The following is a 19,479-nucleotide window of genomic DNA, read 5'->3' as shown; positions in this document are numbered from 1 at the left end:
CCCAGCCCTTTGAGTCTAGTTAGTAGAATTAAAAGAAATACCAACCCAACTTCAAGTCATGATAAAAACTATCGAAGGCATTTATCAGGATGGACAAATTCACCTTACCCAGCTACCGCAAAATGTTAGCGATCGCTCCCAAGTTCTCGTCACCTTTATAGACACTGCCAAAATCGACCCCACGAAATTACGCCAACTGATTGATCAATTGGAGACAATTGCTGGTATTGGACAAGGTTTCGAGGAACTCAACGCTGGTAAAACTCGCCCAATTGAGGATTTTGTCCAAGAAATGCAGCAAAAGTATGGCATTTCAAGTTGAGATTACCCCAATCGCAGAAACTCAGATTGAGCAAGCTTATCGCTGGTATCGAGAGCGGAATCCTGAATTTGCTGATCGTTGGTTTCGAGAATTGATGAATGCTATTGCTACTCTACAAGAGAAGCCCCAACGTTGTGCTTTAGCAGTCGAACATGAAATTTTTCCAGAAGAAGTACGTCAACTCCTTTATGGGAAAACCAAAAATGTATACCGAGTACTTTTTACGATTAGAGATACTACAGTTAATGTATTGTATGTGCGCCACAGTGGCCAAGCACCACTGACAGTAGATGACCTAGAGGAGTTAGAAGGTGGAGTTTAGAATTTCAAGGCGTAGGCGAAGCCCGTCGCAGACATCGCTATGGTACTTTGCCAGTCCCTGCAAATCAACTGCTGCGAGTCATGGAACTCAAACAGTTAGCGAAAAAACTCGGATTTAGCCGAATTAAACCAGAACAAAAGCAGCACGTCGTTTTAGAAACCCCAATGGAAGAACCCGCTTGGAATTTGTTGGCGGCGAATTTACCAGACAATCTCAAAACGCGCTTTGTGTATTCTCCTGGGAAAGTAACGGTGCGCGGTTTAGGAGTTTTTAAAGCCGATCAACAATTGCAAAGTTTAATTGATGCTTTTGGAAGAATGCAGGGGGCGATTCCAGAGGCGGCTATTGTTTGATCTAACAATTAATCATCAAGTGAAACCGTATACAGGAGATTGAAAGTGAGTATTAATCTTGATTTACCGCCAGAACTAGAAAACGAGCTTTGTATCGAAGCTTCTCTGCTAAACCTTCCTCTTTCTGAATATATTCTTCGTGTTCTCTCTGTAAGGCAGGTTCTAGCAAATCCACCCAAGACAGGAGCCGAACTTGTTGCCTATTGGCAGAGCGAAGGTGTTATCAACTCACGATCTGATATTACAGATAGTCAAGCATACGCTCGTAAGTTGCGTCATGAAGCTGAAATCCGTGAGCGAGCATAAGTAAAGTTAATGTATTTGCTAGATACCGACGTTTTGATTGATATTCAACGAGGTCATGCTCCTGCAATAACTTGGTTTGCCAGTTTATCAGAGTTACCCAGTGTGCCCGGCTTTGTGGTAATGGAACTAATTCAGGATTCTCAAAACAAGCAACAGTTGAGTAATGCTTTAAAACTGGTTGCGCCACTACCTGTAGTCTGGGCTACTGAGGCTGACTTGATTCGCGCCTTGTCTGACTTTACGACCTACCATTTATCTCACAGTTTAGGGTTGTTAGATGCGTTGATAGCTGCTTGTGCTGTTGGGCAAGGTGCAACACTTTGTACATTCAATGTGAAACATTACCGTGTTGTTCCCGGTCTTGTTATGGCACAGCCCTACACACGTTAACAGTCACCTAACTCTGCAACGTTTTGAGTAAAATCCAAAATGCGTAAACATAGCCATTCGTAGACATCGCTGTTATCTGTGTAATTTCGGTGGTGAGTTAGTTTTGTCTGTGAGAGATTAGGCATCTAAGTTTCCATAGCACGGACAACCAACGATGGAAAAAGAAAAGTTTCACATTGGCCCAACATACCTTCGTATTGAGCGTATTTTTGATAGCACAGATATATACGGAAATCAAATTAAACGTCCTGATTCTTGGGAGGATGAGGGAGAAGTCCTTGTTTGGGGATATCGAATATCTGGTTCAGCAGTTTCTTTTCGTTCTCACATTGACTACTTTCCAAAAAATCGACTTGAGTATATAGATATATGTCAGTTTGTTTGCGATCGGATGGCAGACTTACTTGATGAATACATTCAGAGGATCAAACAACATAATAATTTAGATTCATCTGTAGAAGTAGGAGATTGTGGATGTAGAATTTATCATTCTTGCGAATATTTTTTGGAAGAAGAAGAAGAGACTCTATCTTTGAAGTTAAACCACCTTTCTAAAAGTGGGAAACTAAATCAGGTAAACCGTAAAGGTGGGTTGTCTGAAAAAGTTGCTCAAATTGGGGAGATTGATTTCTGCCTCGGTGCTGGCTCGATAACTTTGATGAGAAAAATTAACAGCGAGAAAAAAGGATTTGTTAGAGAAGTTGAGCAACACGATATCAAAACATATCAAGAATATTTAGATTTTAGAAAACGAAACATAAATGACTATAATCTGCTGGATAAGCTTGAATTTTAAAGAGAAGTGTAGGTAGCCAGTTATCGTAAGTTACCCCTCTTCTGTCACTCTCCGAGATAAGCAAGTAGTAACAAAGTGAAATTATCCAGAAGCATAACAGGTTTTAAATTGATTCATTGCACTAATTAATTGATTGAATCCCAGCAATAATTTAGAATTTGGGAAAATATGTATCCAGGGATAAATTAACCAAAATAGTAAGAGTGGTTGGGCAATGAGACGCAGATTATTTAGAGTATTTTTCCATCCGCATTCATGGTTCCATTGTTGATGATTAGAAAAATCAACATCACTATTTTTTTGAACCTCAGCTTCAATTTGACGAGATTTATTTAAGCTTAAGAAGGCTGGAGAATTTAAACTAATCATTGTGTACACACAAAAAATAATTTCCCACCACCTTTCTATATGTTGAAAATTTGTGAACCGATAATCTGTCCAGCCGAGTTCCTGTTTACACTGTCGAAATCCATATTCTACCCAGGTTCTTAATCCATATAAATCGCCTAAAGTTTTTTTGAGTTTTCCTTGAAGATTTGTCATCACAAATGTTGTAGAATTTTCTGGCATGGTTTCTGGGTCAGTAGTTATTTCCCAGTAAGTTATGGCTCTTTTTTTACCATAAATTATTTCCCTAATGTATCGGGTTTCTGATTTTTGATTGCTAAATGTTCTTTCAAATTTACACCACTTATTAGCCCTAACGCTTTGTCCTGCTGGCAACCAGACTCCATGATTACTTCTTATTGCTACGACATAATCTAATTTATATTCAGCTACTTTTCTAATAAATTGGCTACTTTCACCATATAAACTATCTGCCAGTACCAGTTTAATGTTAAAACCTGATTCAATTAATTCTGTAATGATGTCTGACGCTAACTCTATTTTAGTTTTATATTTATCCTCCTCTTTTAACGTTCCTTTGGGTTTGAATACTTTTACAGTTAATGGAAACGTTATATTAGAATAAACTCCATAGGCATTGACTGAAACTATTCCATTATCGACTTTTCCTACACTTCCTAGATATTGCCTGGCTACATAATCAGTCTTTTTACCTTTTTTTCTATCTCCGGTTTCATCTATTACTACTGTAATCGCATTTCCATTTAGTGCTTTTTTAAGTTTATTTAATCTTAGTTGTTTTAATTTATCTACTGACCAGTCTGAATTGGCTAAAAAATGATGTAATGACTGTGCGGAGTTTATACTTACGACTTTCGCTATCTCTGGTAATGATTTTCTTTTAATTTGTGACATTATTCCCAGATGTAAATATTTGAAGCATTCATAATTTCTTACTTCTTTAAACAGGTCTTTATACTCTGCACAATATTCATCTATGGTCGCAACTGTTGGGTGAGCATCTCTTGCCAAATGTTTCAAAATTTGTAATTCTACATCCATTGCCCTACTTACCTTTCAGGGTTTTCTTTTTTTATTCTTTTATTTAGAATAACCGGAAAGTGACAGAAGAGGGGTAATACTCAGTTGGAGCCGTCTTTGCTTTTACTGTAGAACTGTCTCAAACTCTACTAATTCTGCTCTGGAGAGCGATCGCACCCTAAAAACCCCAACCGAGTGCAAACAGAGATAATTGATAGCAGGACTTTCATAACGATTAATAGCTATGACTGAGCTACTTGAACAAGCGATCGCTAAACTAAAAAATTTGCCTGCCACTGAACAAGATGCGATCGCGGCGATGATTTTGGCAGAACTAGAAGATGAACGCCGTTGGGATAAAGCTTTTACCCGTTCTCCAGATATGCTTGCCAAACTTGCAGCCGAGGCAATGGCTGAATACCGTGCAGGTAAAACCCAAGAGTTAGATCCAGATACATTGTGAAGTCACGTATAACCACTCAGTTTCGTCAAGGGTTTGCCGATCTACCTGAGCAAGTTCAAGAGCAAACGCGTGAGGCATACCGCCTTTTTAAACAAGATCCAAGCCATCCAAGCTTGCGCTTCAAAAAAGTACATCCAGAACTACCAATTTATTCAGCACGTATTAGCAAAAGTTACCGAGCGGTTGGACAATTAGATGGAGATACCGTTATTTGGTTTTGGCTAGGTTCACACGCCGAGTATGACAGGTTGCTCTCTCAGTTCTAGCGACAACTCAAAAGTTGCTTCTAGTCAAACTTTAATACTTCTGCTATGGAGAGCGATCGCAGAGGCAGATGATATGCAAATTAGATGTCTTTTAGCTTATGACAGAGCTATTTGAACAAACGATGTCTGGCAGAAAGCCGCTTTGCATCTACGCTAAACTAAAAACTTTGTCTGCTAGTGAACAAGATGCGATCATAGCAATAGTTGTGAAATATCTCGAAGATAAGTAAGTTATGTCAACAATATCGGGAAAATTAGAAGAACGAGTAGCAATTCTAGAGGCAGAAGTTGCACGCCTTAAAAGTAAATTAGAGGTTGTTTCCTCCCCGACAATACCTTGGTGGGAGAGGATCGCTGGAACATTTACTGATAACTCAGCTTATGATGAAGCTATGCAACTAGGGCGCGAATATCGTGAATCCCTGCGCTCAAATTCTGTAGAACCACACGATATATAAATGTACGTTTTTGATACCGATCATCTCAGCGTTTTGGAACCTAGAGGAGCAGGGGCACAAAGTCTTCTCATACGGTTGGCAAATGTCAATCCGAATGAGGTTGCAGCAACAATCATCAGCTACGAGGAGCAAATGCGAGGCTGGTTGAGTTATATAAAAAAAGCTCAAACTGTTCAGGGACAAGTTGCAGCCTACAAACAGTTAAATAGGCAACTAACCAATTACTGTGCTATCCCAATTCTAGAATTTGATGAACCAGCAGCTCAAGAATTCCAACGTCTCAAAAAGGCGTATTCAAGACTTGGCACAATGGATTTGAAAATTGCTGCGATCGCCCTAGTAAATCAAGCCATTCTATTGACTCGGAATTCGTATGATTTTGGACAAATTGTGGGTTTACGCACAGAAGACTGGACATGAGAGCGTTCGCCCTTGGCGTTGGCGCAGCCGTGGAGGATATAGCTAAGGGCGGACAAGATGTCCACCCCACAAAATTGATTATTTATTTCTTGGTAATTCCCTAACTCAACTGTGCCACGAGTTGATTTTCTAAAAGTGTGTCATTGGTTAATAAATCTTCAACGGTGATTCGCAAAAAGCGTTGCTCATCAACTTGAAAAAGGATTTTAACCCGATCGCTCCCCGGATAGCCGCTTGGTGTCAGTTGGGCAATTGTCTTGGCGCCTTCTCGATCGTTCAGGGGTTTGACGGTGGTTTCATTACCATCAAAACGGCGAGTAATTAAGCGATCGCCATCAAAATAAACTTCGGTATTCCCTGTATCTGCTCCCAATTCTCCCATAATTAATTCAATGCTGGGCTGATTCTCCACAGAAGCGCCTAAAACTAATTCCACTGGCTGACTCATAGGATATGGCTGTCCAGCTTTAATTAAAGGATGCCATTTGTGGCGGCCATTGCGGCGATCCCAGTAGCGGATACCATAACTGTGGTAGAGAAAGTCTTTGATTTGGACGCCTTGAGCAATTTGTAATGCACCTTGGGCGATCGCTTCAAATGGACGTTCGCAACGGATTTTTTCTGGCTCAAAATACTGTTTGATCCATGTCTGCACTGCTGGCAATTGGACAGTTCCACCAACTAACAAAACGGCATTAATATCTGGAAGTTCTATCCCTTGGCGTCTTGCTTGTTGCAACAGTGTTGTCATCGACTCATCTAATAACTCAAAAAATGCGTGTTCTTTGAGGACATTTTCCAAAGTATCGCGGTTTAATTCCAATTCATAACTTTCAAATGTCTCATCATCAAAATAAACTTCACTGGCTTGGTTTTGAGTTGATAGTTGAATTTTCACTCGTTCTGCCAATCTTGTTGTCAACGGACTTACCGCCAGTCCTTGATTTTTGGCAAAGTAATCTACTAACCAATTATCAATATCAGTACCGCCCAAATTTTGCCCAGCTTTCGCCAATACACGGGCAGTTTTAACTTTTTGTTTTGAATCTTCAGCTAAGGATTTATTACCCCATTTCAGAAGAAATCCCAGGGGTTTTGTAGTTGATTGGACGCCTTGATTCAACTGCACAAGAGACAAATCTAATGTACCGCCACCAAAATCAATTACCAAGAGAATTTCTCGATCGCCTAAACCATAACCCAAGGCGGCGGCTGTGGGTTCATCCAGCATCCGCACCTGTTCGACTTTTAGGGACTGGCAAACTTTTCCTAACCAGTGACGATAAGCTTCAAAACTATCTACGGGTACGGTTAAGACTAGAGAATCTAAGCCACCTTGCAAAGGCGCTAGTTGTTCAATCACCTCAGTTAGAAACCATTCTCCTACTTTTTCAAAGGTGATGCTTTGTCCATCTAGTTCCGGTAAGAAACCTTGAATATCTGCACCAATACCCCGCTTGAAACTGCGGAAAAATCTCGTTTCGCCTTTGAGGTCAAGACCGCGATCGCGTACTTGTTGACCTACTAAAACTTTACCCTGTGTTGCGTCTTCAACATAAACTAGGCTCGGAATTAGTGGCGGGTTGAGACTTTGTTTAATTGATAAACCAGGTAGATTCAGGGTTTCTGGCTGCTGGGTTACAGGGTTCCAACGAGCAATGACTGTGTTGCTAGTACCAAAATCGATCGCGATCGCCATATTTTATTTATGATCTCGTACCAAGATACCAAAGCTACTTCATTATGTGATTATTCTGCATCAGTCACCAAGAATGCAAATCGGCGTTGGCGTTCGCGTTCGCGTCTCTGAAAGAGAAGCCTCTCGTAGAGAAGGCATCGCTACTTCCTTGTGTTTGGCTTCGACTTCTATCCAAGGTACTTCGTGGTAAACACCAGGCATAGCAGGTCCTTTACAACAATTATGACCGCGATCGCCCCAAAAAAGTGCTGTTATTCTGTCGCAAACACGGTAACAAGTTTAGCCTCATAGTACTCAACTTTGGTAGTAGTGGTCGAAGTATACTCTTCTGGTTTCCAATTCCTGGCGATTATCACAAATAACTTCACGGACAACATAATTTAATCGATGTTCCCAGTTATTCAGAATATTGGGTAAATATTCCCAACAATTACGGAAGAATCTGGAGAGTGACAACTAACACCTAATCAATTTTTGATTTCATCTGGTGAAAATTAAATGCCATAAATAATGCGAATATTTTAACAAAGTAACACAGAGAATAAATGGTTACTCTGGGTTATTTTGTGTGAAAAAACAGTACAAGTCCTGTACGCTGGAATTTCACCTTCTCTGGTGCGAGAGTTAAGCTAAGGCGCGTCTAAATTGCTTCAAACTGTCATTTAAAAGTTCTGATGGTCGAAAACCTCCGCACCCTGCGGGATCGTGCTACAGACTTTGCGCTTTGTTATTCGTGATTTGTCTTGACAAAAGACTAATCACCAATGACCAATGACAATCCTGACGAGTAAATAAGCAACTTAAATGCGTAAAAGCTTAGCAATAATTGCAGTTTGCACCAGAAGCTTAGTATGACCAAGACATTCCCAAATGTACCAAGGCGCTTGAAGAGTAGAGCAATCAAGTTGTTTAAGATGGGAATCTTCCTCATAACCCGTTTTATAGCAAACTGGAAACGCTATTTTCTTGGCGACACCGTTAATGTTCATCCCTCCCCCTCCTTCGATGTCCGTCCTTCTTCCTTGGGTGGCCCCGTTCTTAGCTTGGGTGGAGGTGGTCCTGATGTGGACGATGCTATCCAGTGGATGATTAACCAAGTTAGGGGGAGTACTAACTCAGCCACCAAAGTTAATGTTGTAGTTATCCGGACTAATGGTAATCACGATTACAATCGGCTAATTTATGCCATGAAAGGCGTAAATTCAGTGGAAACTCTGCTTATTAGCAATCGACAAGAAGCAAACAAACCTGAGATTGCGGAAAAAGTCAGAAATGCTGACGTGATTTTCTTTGCTGGCGGTGACCAATGTCAATACATCCGCAACTGGAAAGACACCAAGCTTGAGGCTACGGTCAAGTCAGTTTACCTGAAAGGAGGTGGTATTGGTGGCACTAGTGCGGGTGCGATGATCCAAAGTGAGTATGTCTACGATGCTTGCGCTTCCTCCGAAAAAGGTATTGAAACTAGGGATGCACTGGAAGATCCCTACCGAGATATTACTTTTAGTTACAACTTTTTCAACTGGAGCAATTTGAAAGGAACCATCGTCGATACCCACTTCGACAGAAGGGAAAGAATGGGGCGGATTATGACTTTCATTGCCCGTCAAATTAAGGAGGGTATATCTAGCAGCGTTTTGGGTATAGGGGTTAGTGAGAGTACATCGGTTGTTGTGGATAGAAACGGTCTGGTGAAAGTTTTAGGTAGGGGTGCAGCGTACTTTGTACTAGGCGATCATATGCCGGAAGTGTGCGAATCGCGATCGCCTTTGACTTTTTCTAATTACAAAATTTGGAAAGTCCGCAGTGGCGACACCTTCAATCTGAGAAACAGACCGACATCAGGATACTATCTCAGGAGTGTCAAAAGGGGACGGATTGATTCAAATCCCTATTGAATGGGGCATGGGGCACGGGGATTGGGCAAAATAGTTCTGAGTGGTCTTAGCGGTAGGGGGGCGTTTAGCCAGTGCTGAGTTAGGAGTTAAGAGTTTTCTTTATCTCCTTGTCCCCTTGTCCCCGTGTCAACCCTAATTATTCAGCAACGCCTATTATTTATTCGGTTGAGCAACACGCGTTTCAATCTCTTCTAATGTTTGTAACAATAAACGCCTTGCCTGCAATTGCCAACCCCATTTTTGAATTCTGTAAGCTGATACAGTTCCAATTACAGCAGCTAACAAGCCTATGGGTTGATTTAAAGAAATTCCTAATAGTAAACCTAATCCAGCAATTCCCCAAAATGGTAAGGCTACCGTTTGTCTTTGTTCTTCAACAATTTGAGTAACTATATTAGATTGTTTAGTCGCTAATAATGCTTCTTTAACTTGTCGCTGTTCGGCTGCTGATACTGATAAACCTATTTTCCGGCGTAATTTTTCAATTTTACGAGCATCAGTACTGTACTCAGTTAGCTCATCTTCTGCCATAAGCAGCAGTCTTTCTAGTTGCGCCATTGTGCATTGCATCTGGTATTGCCATACTGCCATTATCTCGAATAATGGTTATTTTTGGAGTTATACAGCAATTCGGAATTATATGTTTCTAAATTTGAATCCAAACCAATAGTCAATGCTGTAGCCTATATAAAATCAAACTCGTTACCAGTAAACCAAAAAGTTTTTCTCCAGAGAGCTAGGACTTACGCAAAAACCCTCTCAAACCCTCATTCCTTATATGTCCTCTGTGGTTCGTTTTTCCGTAGACTGTGCGTAAGTCCTAAGAGCGATGCCTAAGCTAATCATTACTAAGTATATTAAAGCATTATATACTACTAAATATATAACTTATACTTATGTTACTCTGAAAAGGTTCAAAAAATGAAATGATAAAAGTAGTGTGTAAGATATTGACTAAAAAATTGTCAGAAGAACTGGCTTTAACAGACTATAAAGCCTCGAAGAGGTTATTAAGTGTTTACTAAAAAATTTCTCCATTGAAACAGTACAACAAACTGTAGTGTTGAGTAATACTTAATCAAAGCCGATGATGGGATTTGAACCCACGGCCTGCTGATTACGAATCAGCTGCTCTACCACTGAGCCACATCGGCGTACACAATCTAAAAGTATAACATGATTTAACTATGGTAGATCAAAATCCCAAAAGTCGCCTTAAGCCCAAACAATATGCCAGCCTGAAAGCAGAAGTAGCCGCTCCTTATCGGGGCTTACGACAATTTTTCTACATTGCTTTCGGTGCTTCTGGCTCACTCGGTGCATTTGTCTTTTTCTTCCAAGTGCTTGCGGGACGAAATGTTGAGAGTGCTTTGTCTAGTTTGGCTCTCCAAGTAGGAATAGTTGCCTTAATGATCTTCCTCTGGCGGTGGGAACGGCGTCGCCAATCCAGTAAAACTGGTAACTCTTAAATAAATTTGAACTGTTATTTTTTAGTCCTTGATTTTTCAAAATCTTCAATATTCTTCCAAATATATTAATACTTTGACAAAAATTTAAATATCAAGAAAGAAAAAATAAAAAAATTATTAGGAAATCTCAAAAACCAAAAATTTCTGAGAAACTAGAAATCATTGAAACGGGGTCAGCTAATATAAAGACCCTGACCATATACCTAACAACATTCAAATGGGGTCAACTTTATTTAAAAACCCTAAACTTAAGAAAACTCATAATATTAAAAGCGCCAAGCTAATAACTTAACTTATTAGTATGGCGCTTCTAATTTGCTAACTAAAAATTTACTGAACTGTTACCAAATAGGGTGAAGGAATTGGTTGAGCCCGTCCAGCATTGACGAGTGCTTGGTAAACAAAGGCAGCAACTTCGGCTCTAGTTGCCTGACGATTAGGATTGAGTTGTTTAGCTGTGGGATAGTTGATCACTAGTTGTCGTACAGTTGCAGCTGCGACAGAGGCGATCGCATAATTAGGAATCTGAGCAGCATCAGTGTAAAAGGAAACGACATTCTGATCGTTTGCAGTTAAACCCAAACCATTTGCTAAAGCGACTAACGCTTGCACTCTCGGAATTTGCTGCTGTGGTTTAAAAGTACCATCAGGATAACCCGAAACAAATTGACTTTGGTAAGCAGATTGAATTGCAGCGTAAGCCCAAAAATTGCTGGCTACATCCTTAAACTGAATCCCTGCACGTTTAACTAGTGGTGTCAGGGCTTTAGTAATAATAGTGGCAAATTGAGCGCGGGTAACAGGTTCATTGGGCTTAAAAGTACCATCAGGAAAGCCAGCAATAATATTTTGAGAAGCTAAGGCTTCGATGTAGACTTTTGCCCAGTAATTTGCAGGTACGTCTTTAAAGGCGACAGCCCCTCCAGGGGGTACGTCAACACTCGCGGCAACAAAATCTACTGAACCAAAAATCTTTTTCTGATCGATATCGTTGCCAACCGCAAGAATTGTACCAGTTTTAGTGGCGTTATTAACATCATAACGAGTGTTATTGCGGATCAGATTTCCACCAGGACTTGCATTAGTGCCGAGTTCAGGTAAAGCGCTAACAGTCGCTACTACACCATCTCGCTTATTGTTTTGAATGACATTCTTACGCAATACAGGCTTAGCTGACTCTGAGATAAAAAGACCATCTTGGTTTTCGATGATTTGGTTTTCTATAACTAGCGGTGTAGAAGTGCCACCAATCGCTAGACCAAAACCAGTATCCTGAAATAAGTTACCACGGATTTCTCCTTGGGCAGATTTCGCAACAGAAACTCCGTTGCCTTTGTTTTGTACAAAGATGTTACTTTCAATTTTGGGATTGCCTGTACCAGTGACAAACACACCCTCTCTGATACTGTTAGTAAAAGTACTGTTTTTGATAATGGGATTCGTTGACTCTACCCAAACACCCGTACCCCGGCTATTTGGGTTGGTGACGGTGACACCCGCGATGGTGGTATCTTGCTCAGCAAGGATGGTAATGTCCTGTCTGGCAAAGGTACGACTAGTGTAGAAACCTCCACCGGAAATTAATATCCCCTGACCTCTACTAGATTCATCACCCCGCAGTGTCACCCCTGGTTTAAGCAAAATTGGAAAGGTTTCGCCACTTTCCTGGCTATAATTCCCTGGTGCTAGTTGAATAACTGCACCTGGTTGAGCTTGACTGAGAGCGAAACTAATGCTTTTGTAGGGTGCATTAGCCGTTGCACCAGCACCAGCTCTATCTGCACCGGTTGCTGAATTAACGTAAATTACTGTTGCAGTTGTGGGAACTTGGGCTGTGAGAGTTGGGCTAATACTTTGTAAATCATTAGCACCAGCATTTACCTCACTAGGTAGTAGCATTGACCCACCAAAAACAACAAGCATTGCCGTTAGTCCGGCTCCTACGCGTAAAGTAGATCTGAGATGAGTGCTAGAAACAAGGCGAAAATTTTTCGCTGGACAAGCGTGAAAACCCCGATATTTCATTTTTAAGTCTGTGATGTGCTGAATTATGGTAAGTCGAACAAGGTTAGATTTAGCAGCCTAGCAGCTGCTATAAAACCCATGCAAAACTATACTGGATGATTAGCACTGATTCAGCTAAATTTCTGAGATAAATCACAGAACTTATACATTAGTTATATTATTTTATTCAGAAAATTCTACTATTACAGAATCACGTAAATCCAGCTACCATTTCAATTTGGGTGATAGCGGTTTCCGATTACGTGAATTAAAGAAGATTTTTAGGGTAGCACAGCTAGCTGTGCTACCCTGCCTTTAGGTTATTCAAATTAAAATCGCTCTAAGCACCTTGTTAAAGGCTTGTCATTATCGACATTTTTGTAACGCTGAAACTGCCATATCAACTTCATCCCTTACAAGACTTATGTTGAGATTTAATAAGCTAGAGTTTCTAAAGTTTCTCGTAAATACCTTTGTACTTGTTGTTCTAAGCGAAGTCCTTGTAATTGAGCGTCACGTTCTAGTTGCCAGCGTTGAAAACCGGAACTAATGGAGATCGCGGATTTGAGGCTGTACCAAATTTCACTATCAGCAGAAAATTGGCGATCGCTATAAGCTGGAATTTGAGCCATAATTTCTCATTCCTTTGGTTATTGGGCATTGGGCATGGGGCATAGGCATTTGTTATGTTCCTCATCTGCCTCATCTGCCCCCTATCTTAAAAATGAAATAATATTTAGTCTGGGGGCTGCTGCGAATTTTTGTTTTTCCCAAACAAAGATTCAAACAAACGGGGCAACATTTGATTAACCCGCACACCTAAAATTGTAAAATCCTGTTTAATCTTTTCTAAAGATAATGGTTCTAGAGCAGCAAATTCTGTGTCATTAGTCACTAAAACTCGCATCACACTAACGGGAATTTGTAAAAATAGATTACTGGCTAAAAAGGCTAATGCCGCAAGTATTAAAGCAAGGCTGCGCCATTGGGGTAAAAATTTGGCTGTATTTGCTACTAATGGAGCAAATTGATATATATGCCACAATGCCCAAATCGACAATACTGATGTCACTAGGGCTAGTATACGATTTAACTTGGTATTAGTTAAACAGAGAATTTTTCGCTGCCGCTCAGTCAAATTTTCTGGCTTTAGCGCTATTCCCAAAAGACCAAAGATGTAAAATGGGCGACGTAACTGCATCCATAGCAGCGGGACAACACCAATGGCGGCTACTAAGAATAATTCCATCCAGACTGGCAAAAACGGCTCGCCTACAGACAGGAACAATAAGCACAGTAATGAAAAAACAGGCAACGCCGCCAATCCAGCGACGTGAATCCACAAAATAGGTTCAGAGCGAAATGAATGCATATTTTTAAACTCTCCCGTCTAAAGACACGGAGACTCTTAGAGTTAAGAGTTAGGAGTTAGGAATTAGTAGGTTTTAACTCCTAATTCCTAATTTATTACTCCTAACTTGTAACCATTTTACCCTCAACACTATCTCGTTAAGGTAAGAGTACGGCGCTTGGTAACCATCTGATAGGCTTCGATGATGTCACCTTCAACCCAATCATTGAATTTATCCATGCCAACACCACATTCATAACCAGCGTTAACCTCGCGGGCATCTTCTTTCATCCGTTTTAGAGAGTCAAGGACACCTTCAAAGATCACCTTACCGCCACGTCGCACCCTGACTTTGCAGTTGCGAACTAGCTTGCCAGATTGAACGTAGCAACCGGCAACGGCACCACGACCGACTGGGAAGACGGCCCGGACTTCGGTTTGACCCAAGGGTTCTTCCACCAACTCTGGTTCCAAAAGACCTTCCAAGGCATCTTGGATATCTTCTAGGAGTTTGTAGATGACGTTGTATTCCCGGACATCTACACCTGCTTCATCAGCGGCTTGTCTGGCGCCACTCGCGAAGGTAGTGTTGAAGCCAATGATTACAGCGTTACTGGCTGCTGCTAAGTCGATATCTGTCTCAGTGATTTCTCCAGCAGTCGCCAATAGCATGCGAATTTGGACTTCGTTTTGGGGGATTTGCTTGAGCGCTCCCACAATGGCTTCCACGGAACCTTGTACGTCTCCCTTCAAGATCAAGTTGAGTTCTTTCAACTCGCCTTCTTGTGCTTGAGCTGACAGGGTTGTGAGGGTGACACGTCCTTGTAACAAGCGGGATAGGCGTTGTTTGTCGGCGCGATCGCTTGCTAGCGCTCTGGCTTCTTTTTCGTTCTCGAAGACCTCGAACTCGTCGCCGGCTGCTGGCACATCACTTAAGCCCAACACCTCCACAGCAAAGGAAGGAGAAGCAATGTCTACTCTCTTACCTCTGTCATCTACCATTGCCCGAACTTTACCGAAAGCAGAGCCAGCTACTAAGATATCTCCCACATGCAGGGTGCCATTCTGAATTAGCAGGGTAGCAACTGCTCCCTTGGCTTTATCCAGATGTGCTTCAATGACAGTTCCTTTGGCGGAACGATCTGGGTTGGCAGATAGTTCTCCAACTTCTGCTACCAACAGAATCATTTCTAGGAGCGTATCTAGGTTTTCACCCCTGATAGCGCTCACAGGAACCATGATTGTCTCACCACCCCAATCTTCTGCGGTCAAACCATACTGAGTCAGTTCTTGTTTTACCCGTTCTGGCTGTGCGCCTTCTTTGTCAATTTTGTTGATTGCAACAACAATTGGCACTCCGGCTGCTTGGGCATGGCTAATGGCTTCAATGGTTTGGGGACGGACACCATCATCAGCTGCGACTACTAACACGGCAATGTCTGTGACCCGCGCTCCTCGTGCCCGCATAGCTGTAAAAGCTTCGTGACCAGGAGTATCCAGGAAGACAATTTGCTGCGGTTGACCTTCATGTACTACATCCACATGGTATGCACCAATGTGTTGAGTGATCCCGCCAGCTTCGCCAGCAGCCACTTTGGTTTTGCGGATGGAGTCGAGGAGGGTTGTTTTACCGTGGTCTACGTGACCCATAATTGTCACAACTGGCGGACGGCGGTGGAGATATTCGAGGTCTTCTGCACCAACCATTTCCGTAACTTTCCGAGCTTCTGCTTCTCGCTCGGCAGTTTCGACTTCTATTTCTAGTTCTTTTCCTACTAGAGTAATAGTTGGAATATCCAGATTTTGGGTGATACTGACTGCCATACCTTTGAGGAACAGGATTTTCACAATCTCTGTATCGGCAACGGCTAAAACGTCAGCCAATTCTTGCACAGTCAACGGACCTGTTACCACCACTTTTTCAGGACGATCGCGCTTTGTTTCAACTTCTTGGCGACGGTTTTGGTGGTCGCGATGGGAATTAGATTTTCTACTACCTCTAGCAGTTGGAGCGCTAGCAATGGCTGCAACTGGTGCCTGTGTCGGTCGAGTTGCTTTAGGTTTGGGGGGACGGGCGATGGAAAGACTAACTTGGACAGTGGCTGGCGCGTCTAAATCGTCATCATCGAGCAAATCGTCTTCTTCAAATTCATCATCAAGAAGTATTGGCTTAACCCGCTTGCCTTTGACGCCAGCTTTAGCCTTTTCTTTAACTTCGTCAATGATTTCTTCTTCTACCCATTTTTTCCCGCCTTTGGATGGGCGAGGTGGGGTTGGGCGTTTCAAATCAAGAAGATCGGGTACGATTGGATCGTCACCCAATGCTTCAGATTTACCCCCGATTCCGGACATCTGTCTTGGTGGAGTAGCGATGGGCATTGCTGCTGCTACAGCTTCACCTGGACGTGCTGGCCGGGGTCGCTGCCCGTCTCCTAGTGGCGATGGTCTTGATGGTCTACTTCCACCCTGCTCCGGTCTTGTGGGTGACGGGGTGGGGCGAGGCTGTCTTTGTGGTGCAGCTTGTGAGGGCTGGTCAGTTGGCAGCTTGGCGACTTTTGGCTTAATTTGATGATCGCTGCGATCGCCTTCGGTTGGTCGTGGACGTTCGCGTTTGAGAATCGGTTTGTCTGCCGGAGGTTGTTGCTCAGCCACCTGAGCTTCTTCTGCTGCAGGTCTTGCTGGTGGCGCAACTAATTGCGGCTTTTGAGGTTTTTCCGGTTTCGGTCTAGGTGCAACTATTTTTTCCGCTTTTTCCGCAACTATTTTTTCCTGTACTGGATTTTGACTGGGCGTTTCTTCCAAGTCTTTAACAGGAGGTTGCTCTGGGGTCTCAGATTGATTCCGGGGCACAGGTCGAGTTGGTGCTGTCGGTTTCATGGGTGAGACTGGTGTAGCGAAAGGCCGTGGAGGTGAGGGAGGATTAGCTTCAGACAAAGCAGCTTGGGTATTGGTAGCAACTGACGCCTCTGGGGCGTTGGATGTAGTATTTCTCAATATTTTGGGTTTGCGTATTTCCAGAATTTGCTGTTTGTGGGGTGCAGCAGGTCGGTTACGCCCGCCGTTTAGTAGTGAATTTGGTTTATGGCTGGTTGTACTTAGTTCCTTTTTCGGCGTCACATTTGTCGCTGCAAGTTTTTCGGCAGCCGTGCGAATCTGTTCTGCCTCGGATTCTGAAATCGTGCTGCTATGGCTTTTGACCGCAATGCTGAGCTGGTCGCAAATTGCTAGTAGCTCTTTGTTATCCAAATTCAATTCCTTTGATAATTCATAGATTCTAACTTTGCCGTTGTTCATCCACTCTTCCCCTTTAATTTACAGTTTTAGCGGATGGCTGCCTGGTTTGCGACATCTCCATCCTTGGATTACTGTTTTTAGGTAGCCGTTCAGATTTTGCCGGTGCCTCCAATCAGGAAAGAGAGATGTTTCGGTTTAATAATGGCATCCCCACCAGGAATGATGGTTGAGAGAGGACCATAAAAATTTTTTAAATAAAAGACTTTTACGGAAACCTTTGACGCCGAACTGCGCCTGAGCGCTACCAAGTTGCCATTTTTTAGTTTTTTGTTTTGCTGATTCTGAGTCTTCCACAACACAATCAAGTACATTTTGTTCTGGGAGTGTTGCCCCGCCCCTCTTTTTACAGGAGAGCTGAATGCTTCTTACACCCATTTACTATTTTGGCACTAACCCCAAAGATCGAGTGAGGATATGTATGAAAAAAGCGCGACTAATTCGGCTTTCGCATAATTCCTCTACTAATTAAATTTGATTTTGGGTATTGCTGCCACCCAGACGTTGCAACAAGCTTTGGTACAGTGCTTCTGGCACTGATGCATGTAGCGATCGCCCTAGTCGATTTTTCTTTTGAGCTGCTTGTAGGCAACTCGTTTGCGGACAAATATAGGCAGAACGCCCCATGCCCTGATCTAATTGTACCGTTCCCGATGGAAAGACGCGTACAATCCGCCAAAACTCATCTTTGGAGCCTAGTTTGCGGCAACTAATACAACGCCGATAATTTGGTTTCATCGGTTTTCTACAATCTCAGTTCAGCATTTTGGATGTAAAAAGAAGTTTTTTATGACTATTTTTTACTTATACCAACTCGCTTTTCGGAAAAATCCTTTATATATCGGATATGGGGACTAAAATCAACAGTAGCAAAACTCTACAAGTTTGTTAAAAATTCAAAATTCCAACCCTGACTGTACAAAGATCGCTCAGGGGAGTAGAGGAACGTGAATGGGGTCTCTCAGAGTTGCGATTTCAAATCCTTTGATTCTAGATAAATTATTCGTCATCGTTAGAATCAAAAGTATCTTCATCATCTAATTGATCTTGATTTTCATCGTCTAATTCGTCAAAATCACTATCATCTTGCTCGGCTTGATATTTTGCTCTGGAAGCCATAAACTTGGCATCTTCTCCTGCATAGTCATACTTAGCTTTGTCTTTAATGTCAATTTTCCAACCAGTCAGACGAGCTGCCAAACGGACATTTTGTCCTTCTTTGCCAATGGCCAAACTCAGTTGATCTTCAGCGACTAGTACGTGGGTTTGCCTGGTTTCTGGGTCCATGAGACGCACTTCATCAACGCGCGCTGGACTCAAGGCATTAGCGATATATGTTGCTGGATCTGGTGACCAGCGAATTACATCTATTTTTTCACCGCGTAATTCGTTGACTACTACTTGAATTCGGGAACCTCTAGCTCCGATACATGCACCCACAGGGTCTACATCGCGATCGAGAGTGTCTACTGCTATTTTAGTCCGGGGACCTACATAACGAGAAGGAGGGTTTGCTTCCCTCGCTACGGCAACAATCCGTACTACTTCATCTTCGATTTCTGGTACTTCGTTGGCAAACAGATAAACTACCAAGCCAGCATCTGCTCTAGATACTAGTAACTGTGGTCCCCGTTGCTGACCTTGGGAAACTTTTTTGAGATATACCTTGAAGGTGGCATTTGCCCGATAATTATCATTGGGCAGCTGTTCCCGCTTTGGTAATTCGGCTTCTACTTCTGGCTGACCAAAACCGCTGCTAACTGCCAAAATGACTGATTGTCTTTCAAACCGCAAAACTCTGGCTTGGAGGACAGTTCCTTCTAAGTCTTGGAACTCTTCTTGTACCATTTGGCGTTGCTGATCCCGCAGTTTTTGCGCTAGTACTTGTTTGGTTTGCATGGCTGCCATACGACCAAATTCTCCTTGTTCTGGTGTCACATCCAGCACCACAGAGTCGCCTAACTGAGCTTCGGGAGCTACTAGTTGAACTTCGTCTAAAGAAATTTGATGGTCTGTGTTACTGACTTCTTCGACAATAGTTTTGGTGGAAAGAACCCGAAATCCTTCTCCATCAATATCGAGTTCTACTTCAAAATTATCAAAATAATCTTCGTCATACTGTTTGCGCTCTAAATTTTGGGCGCGACGGTAACGTTCGTAGCCTTTAAGTAGTGCCTCTCTAATAGCTGATTGAACTGCAAGACGAGGTAAATTGCGCTCACGACTAATACTTTCAATTAATTCTTTTAATCCAGGTAAAGTAACCATTGACATAAGCAATC

Annotated in this window: 24 protein-coding genes, 1 tRNA gene and 1 pseudogene; 13 read left to right on the top strand and 13 right to left on the bottom strand. The window is 42.3% G+C overall.

All coding sequences use genetic code 11. The annotated features are described in order from the left end of the window. The first annotated feature begins 58 nt into the window (after positions 1-58). The 5 genes and pseudogenes from ACFG4S_RS17290 (at position 59) to ACFG4S_RS17270 (ending at position 1,693) form a co-directional block, all read left to right on the top strand. Positions 59-322 (top strand): hypothetical protein, encoded by a 264-nt coding sequence (locus ACFG4S_RS17290; RefSeq protein WP_392530300.1) that lies wholly within the window; start codon positions 59-61, stop codon positions 320-322. Then, positions 306-644 (top strand): type II toxin-antitoxin system RelE/ParE family toxin, encoded by a 339-nt coding sequence (locus ACFG4S_RS17285; protein WP_392530299.1) that lies wholly within the window; start codon positions 306-308, stop codon positions 642-644. Before ACFG4S_RS17290 ends, ACFG4S_RS17285 begins: the two co-directional genes overlap by 17 nt. A 35-nt stretch (positions 645-679) precedes the next feature. Beyond that, positions 680-997: pseudogene (locus ACFG4S_RS17280) on the top strand (TRCF domain-containing protein); the annotation flags it as partial. A gap of 45 nt (positions 998-1,042) precedes the next feature. Beyond that, positions 1,043-1,303 (top strand): hypothetical protein, encoded by a 261-nt coding sequence (locus ACFG4S_RS17275; protein ID WP_392530298.1) that lies wholly within the window; start codon positions 1,043-1,045, stop codon positions 1,301-1,303. Between the two features lie 9 nt (positions 1,304-1,312). After that, on the top strand, positions 1,313-1,693 hold the full coding sequence (locus tag ACFG4S_RS17270) for a PIN domain-containing protein (RefSeq protein ID WP_392530297.1): 381 nt from the start codon (positions 1,313-1,315) through the stop codon (positions 1,691-1,693). Here the strand turns inward: ACFG4S_RS17270 and ACFG4S_RS17265 are convergent. Then, positions 1,690-1,818, bottom strand: coding sequence for a hypothetical protein (locus ACFG4S_RS17265; RefSeq protein WP_392530296.1), 129 nt, complete (start codon positions 1,816-1,818; stop codon positions 1,690-1,692). The genes ACFG4S_RS17270 and ACFG4S_RS17265 overlap by 4 nt on opposite strands. Before the next feature lie 29 nt (positions 1,819-1,847). Between ACFG4S_RS17265 and ACFG4S_RS17260 the strand changes: the two genes are divergently transcribed. Beyond that, positions 1,848-2,489: a hypothetical protein gene (locus ACFG4S_RS17260; RefSeq protein WP_392530295.1), complete on the top strand. Its 642-nt coding sequence runs from the start codon at positions 1,848-1,850 to the stop codon at positions 2,487-2,489. Between the two features lie 81 nt (positions 2,490-2,570). Here the strand turns inward: ACFG4S_RS17260 and ACFG4S_RS17255 are convergent, their stop codons facing one another. Beyond that, positions 2,571-3,899, bottom strand: a complete 1,329-nt coding sequence (locus tag ACFG4S_RS17255; RefSeq protein ID WP_392530294.1) for an IS701 family transposase — start codon at positions 3,897-3,899, stop codon at positions 2,571-2,573. Positions 3,900-4,122: 223 nt separating this feature from the next. On the opposite strand from ACFG4S_RS17255, the gene ACFG4S_RS17250 reads away from it, so the two are divergent. From ACFG4S_RS17250 to ACFG4S_RS17230, 5 genes are all read left to right on the top strand, one after another. Then, the gene (locus ACFG4S_RS17250) at positions 4,123-4,341 is read left to right on the top strand and encodes a hypothetical protein (RefSeq protein WP_392530293.1); all 219 of its coding nucleotides are present in this window, start codon (positions 4,123-4,125) and stop codon (positions 4,339-4,341) included. Beyond that, on the top strand, positions 4,338-4,607 hold the full coding sequence (locus tag ACFG4S_RS17245; RefSeq protein WP_392530292.1) for a hypothetical protein: 270 nt from the start codon (positions 4,338-4,340) through the stop codon (positions 4,605-4,607). The genes ACFG4S_RS17250 and ACFG4S_RS17245 overlap by 4 nt, the downstream gene beginning before the upstream one ends. Positions 4,608-4,705: 98 nt before the next feature. Next, positions 4,706-4,837: a hypothetical protein gene (locus ACFG4S_RS17240; protein ID WP_392530291.1), complete on the top strand. Its 132-nt coding sequence runs from the start codon at positions 4,706-4,708 to the stop codon at positions 4,835-4,837. Positions 4,838-4,840: 3 nt separating this feature from the next. Beyond that, a complete protein-coding gene (locus ACFG4S_RS17235; RefSeq protein ID WP_392530290.1) occupies positions 4,841-5,065 on the top strand; it encodes a hypothetical protein in 225 nt (74 codons plus the stop codon). Beyond that, the gene (locus ACFG4S_RS17230) at positions 5,066-5,485 is read left to right on the top strand and encodes a type II toxin-antitoxin system VapC family toxin (RefSeq protein ID WP_392530289.1); all 420 of its coding nucleotides are present in this window, start codon (positions 5,066-5,068) and stop codon (positions 5,483-5,485) included. A 100-nt stretch (positions 5,486-5,585) separates the two neighbouring features. Here the strand turns inward: ACFG4S_RS17230 and ACFG4S_RS17225 are convergent, their stop codons facing one another. Beyond that, the gene (locus ACFG4S_RS17225) at positions 5,586-7,184 is read right to left on the bottom strand and encodes an Hsp70 family protein (RefSeq protein WP_392530288.1); all 1,599 of its coding nucleotides are present in this window, start codon (positions 7,182-7,184) and stop codon (positions 5,586-5,588) included. Positions 7,185-7,244: 60 nt separating this feature from the next. Next, positions 7,245-7,385, bottom strand: coding sequence for a hypothetical protein (locus tag ACFG4S_RS17220; protein ID WP_392530287.1), 141 nt, complete (start codon positions 7,383-7,385; stop codon positions 7,245-7,247). Between the two features lie 650 nt (positions 7,386-8,035). Between ACFG4S_RS17220 and ACFG4S_RS17215 the strand changes: the two genes are divergently transcribed. Beyond that, a complete protein-coding gene (locus ACFG4S_RS17215) occupies positions 8,036-9,082 on the top strand; it encodes a cyanophycinase (RefSeq protein WP_392530286.1) in 1,047 nt (348 codons plus the stop codon). A gap of 153 nt (positions 9,083-9,235) precedes the next feature. Here the strand turns inward: ACFG4S_RS17215 and ACFG4S_RS17210 are convergent, their stop codons facing one another. Both ACFG4S_RS17210 and ACFG4S_RS17205 read right to left on the bottom strand, forming a co-directional pair. Next, positions 9,236-9,640, bottom strand: coding sequence for a hypothetical protein (locus ACFG4S_RS17210; RefSeq protein ID WP_392536012.1), 405 nt, complete (start codon positions 9,638-9,640; stop codon positions 9,236-9,238). Between the two features lie 524 nt (positions 9,641-10,164). After that, positions 10,165-10,236: transfer RNA gene (locus ACFG4S_RS17205), tRNA-Thr, on the bottom strand. A 33-nt stretch (positions 10,237-10,269) separates the two neighbouring features. Here ACFG4S_RS17205 and ACFG4S_RS17200 point away from each other — a divergent pair. Further along, entirely contained in the window at positions 10,270-10,551 is a 282-nt protein-coding gene (locus ACFG4S_RS17200; RefSeq protein ID WP_392530285.1) for a DUF3493 domain-containing protein, read from the top strand. Between the two features lie 330 nt (positions 10,552-10,881). On the opposite strand, the gene ACFG4S_RS17195 is transcribed toward ACFG4S_RS17200, so the two are convergent. The 7 genes from ACFG4S_RS17195 to nusA form a co-directional block, all read right to left on the bottom strand. Continuing rightward, positions 10,882-12,576, bottom strand: coding sequence for a DUF1565 domain-containing protein (locus tag ACFG4S_RS17195; protein ID WP_392530284.1), 1,695 nt, complete (start codon positions 12,574-12,576; stop codon positions 10,882-10,884). Positions 12,577-12,989: 413 nt separating this feature from the next. After that, positions 12,990-13,187 carry a hypothetical protein gene (locus ACFG4S_RS17190; protein ID WP_392530283.1) on the bottom strand — a complete coding sequence of 66 codons (198 nt, stop codon included), beginning with the start codon at positions 13,185-13,187 and terminating at the stop codon, positions 12,990-12,992. A gap of 104 nt (positions 13,188-13,291) precedes the next feature. Further along, a complete protein-coding gene (locus tag ACFG4S_RS17185) occupies positions 13,292-13,927 on the bottom strand; it encodes a low-complexity tail membrane protein (RefSeq protein WP_392530282.1) in 636 nt (211 codons plus the stop codon). Positions 13,928-14,056: 129 nt separating this feature from the next. Next, positions 14,057-17,200, bottom strand: a complete 3,144-nt coding sequence (gene infB / locus ACFG4S_RS17180) for a translation initiation factor IF-2 (RefSeq protein WP_392530281.1) — start codon at positions 17,198-17,200, stop codon at positions 14,057-14,059. 135 nt (positions 17,201-17,335) lie between these two features. After that, positions 17,336-17,575: a hypothetical protein gene (locus ACFG4S_RS17175; RefSeq protein ID WP_392530280.1), complete on the bottom strand. Its 240-nt coding sequence runs from the start codon at positions 17,573-17,575 to the stop codon at positions 17,336-17,338. Between the two features lie 90 nt (positions 17,576-17,665). Continuing rightward, positions 17,666-17,935 (bottom strand): YlxR family protein, encoded by a 270-nt coding sequence (locus ACFG4S_RS17170; protein ID WP_392530279.1) that lies wholly within the window; start codon positions 17,933-17,935, stop codon positions 17,666-17,668. A 261-nt stretch (positions 17,936-18,196) separates the two neighbouring features. Next, positions 18,197-19,471 carry a transcription termination factor NusA gene (gene nusA / locus ACFG4S_RS17165; protein WP_392530278.1) on the bottom strand — a complete coding sequence of 425 codons (1,275 nt, stop codon included), beginning with the start codon at positions 19,469-19,471 and terminating at the stop codon, positions 18,197-18,199. Positions 19,472-19,479 lie beyond the last annotated feature (8 nt).

The organism is Nostoc sp. C117, assembly GCF_043099735.1.
Lineage (GTDB): Bacteria > Cyanobacteriota > Cyanobacteriia > Cyanobacteriales > Nostocaceae > Nostoc.
Note: the sequence above shows the minus strand (reverse complement) of the source record. Positions and strands in the feature narration are given on the sequence as shown.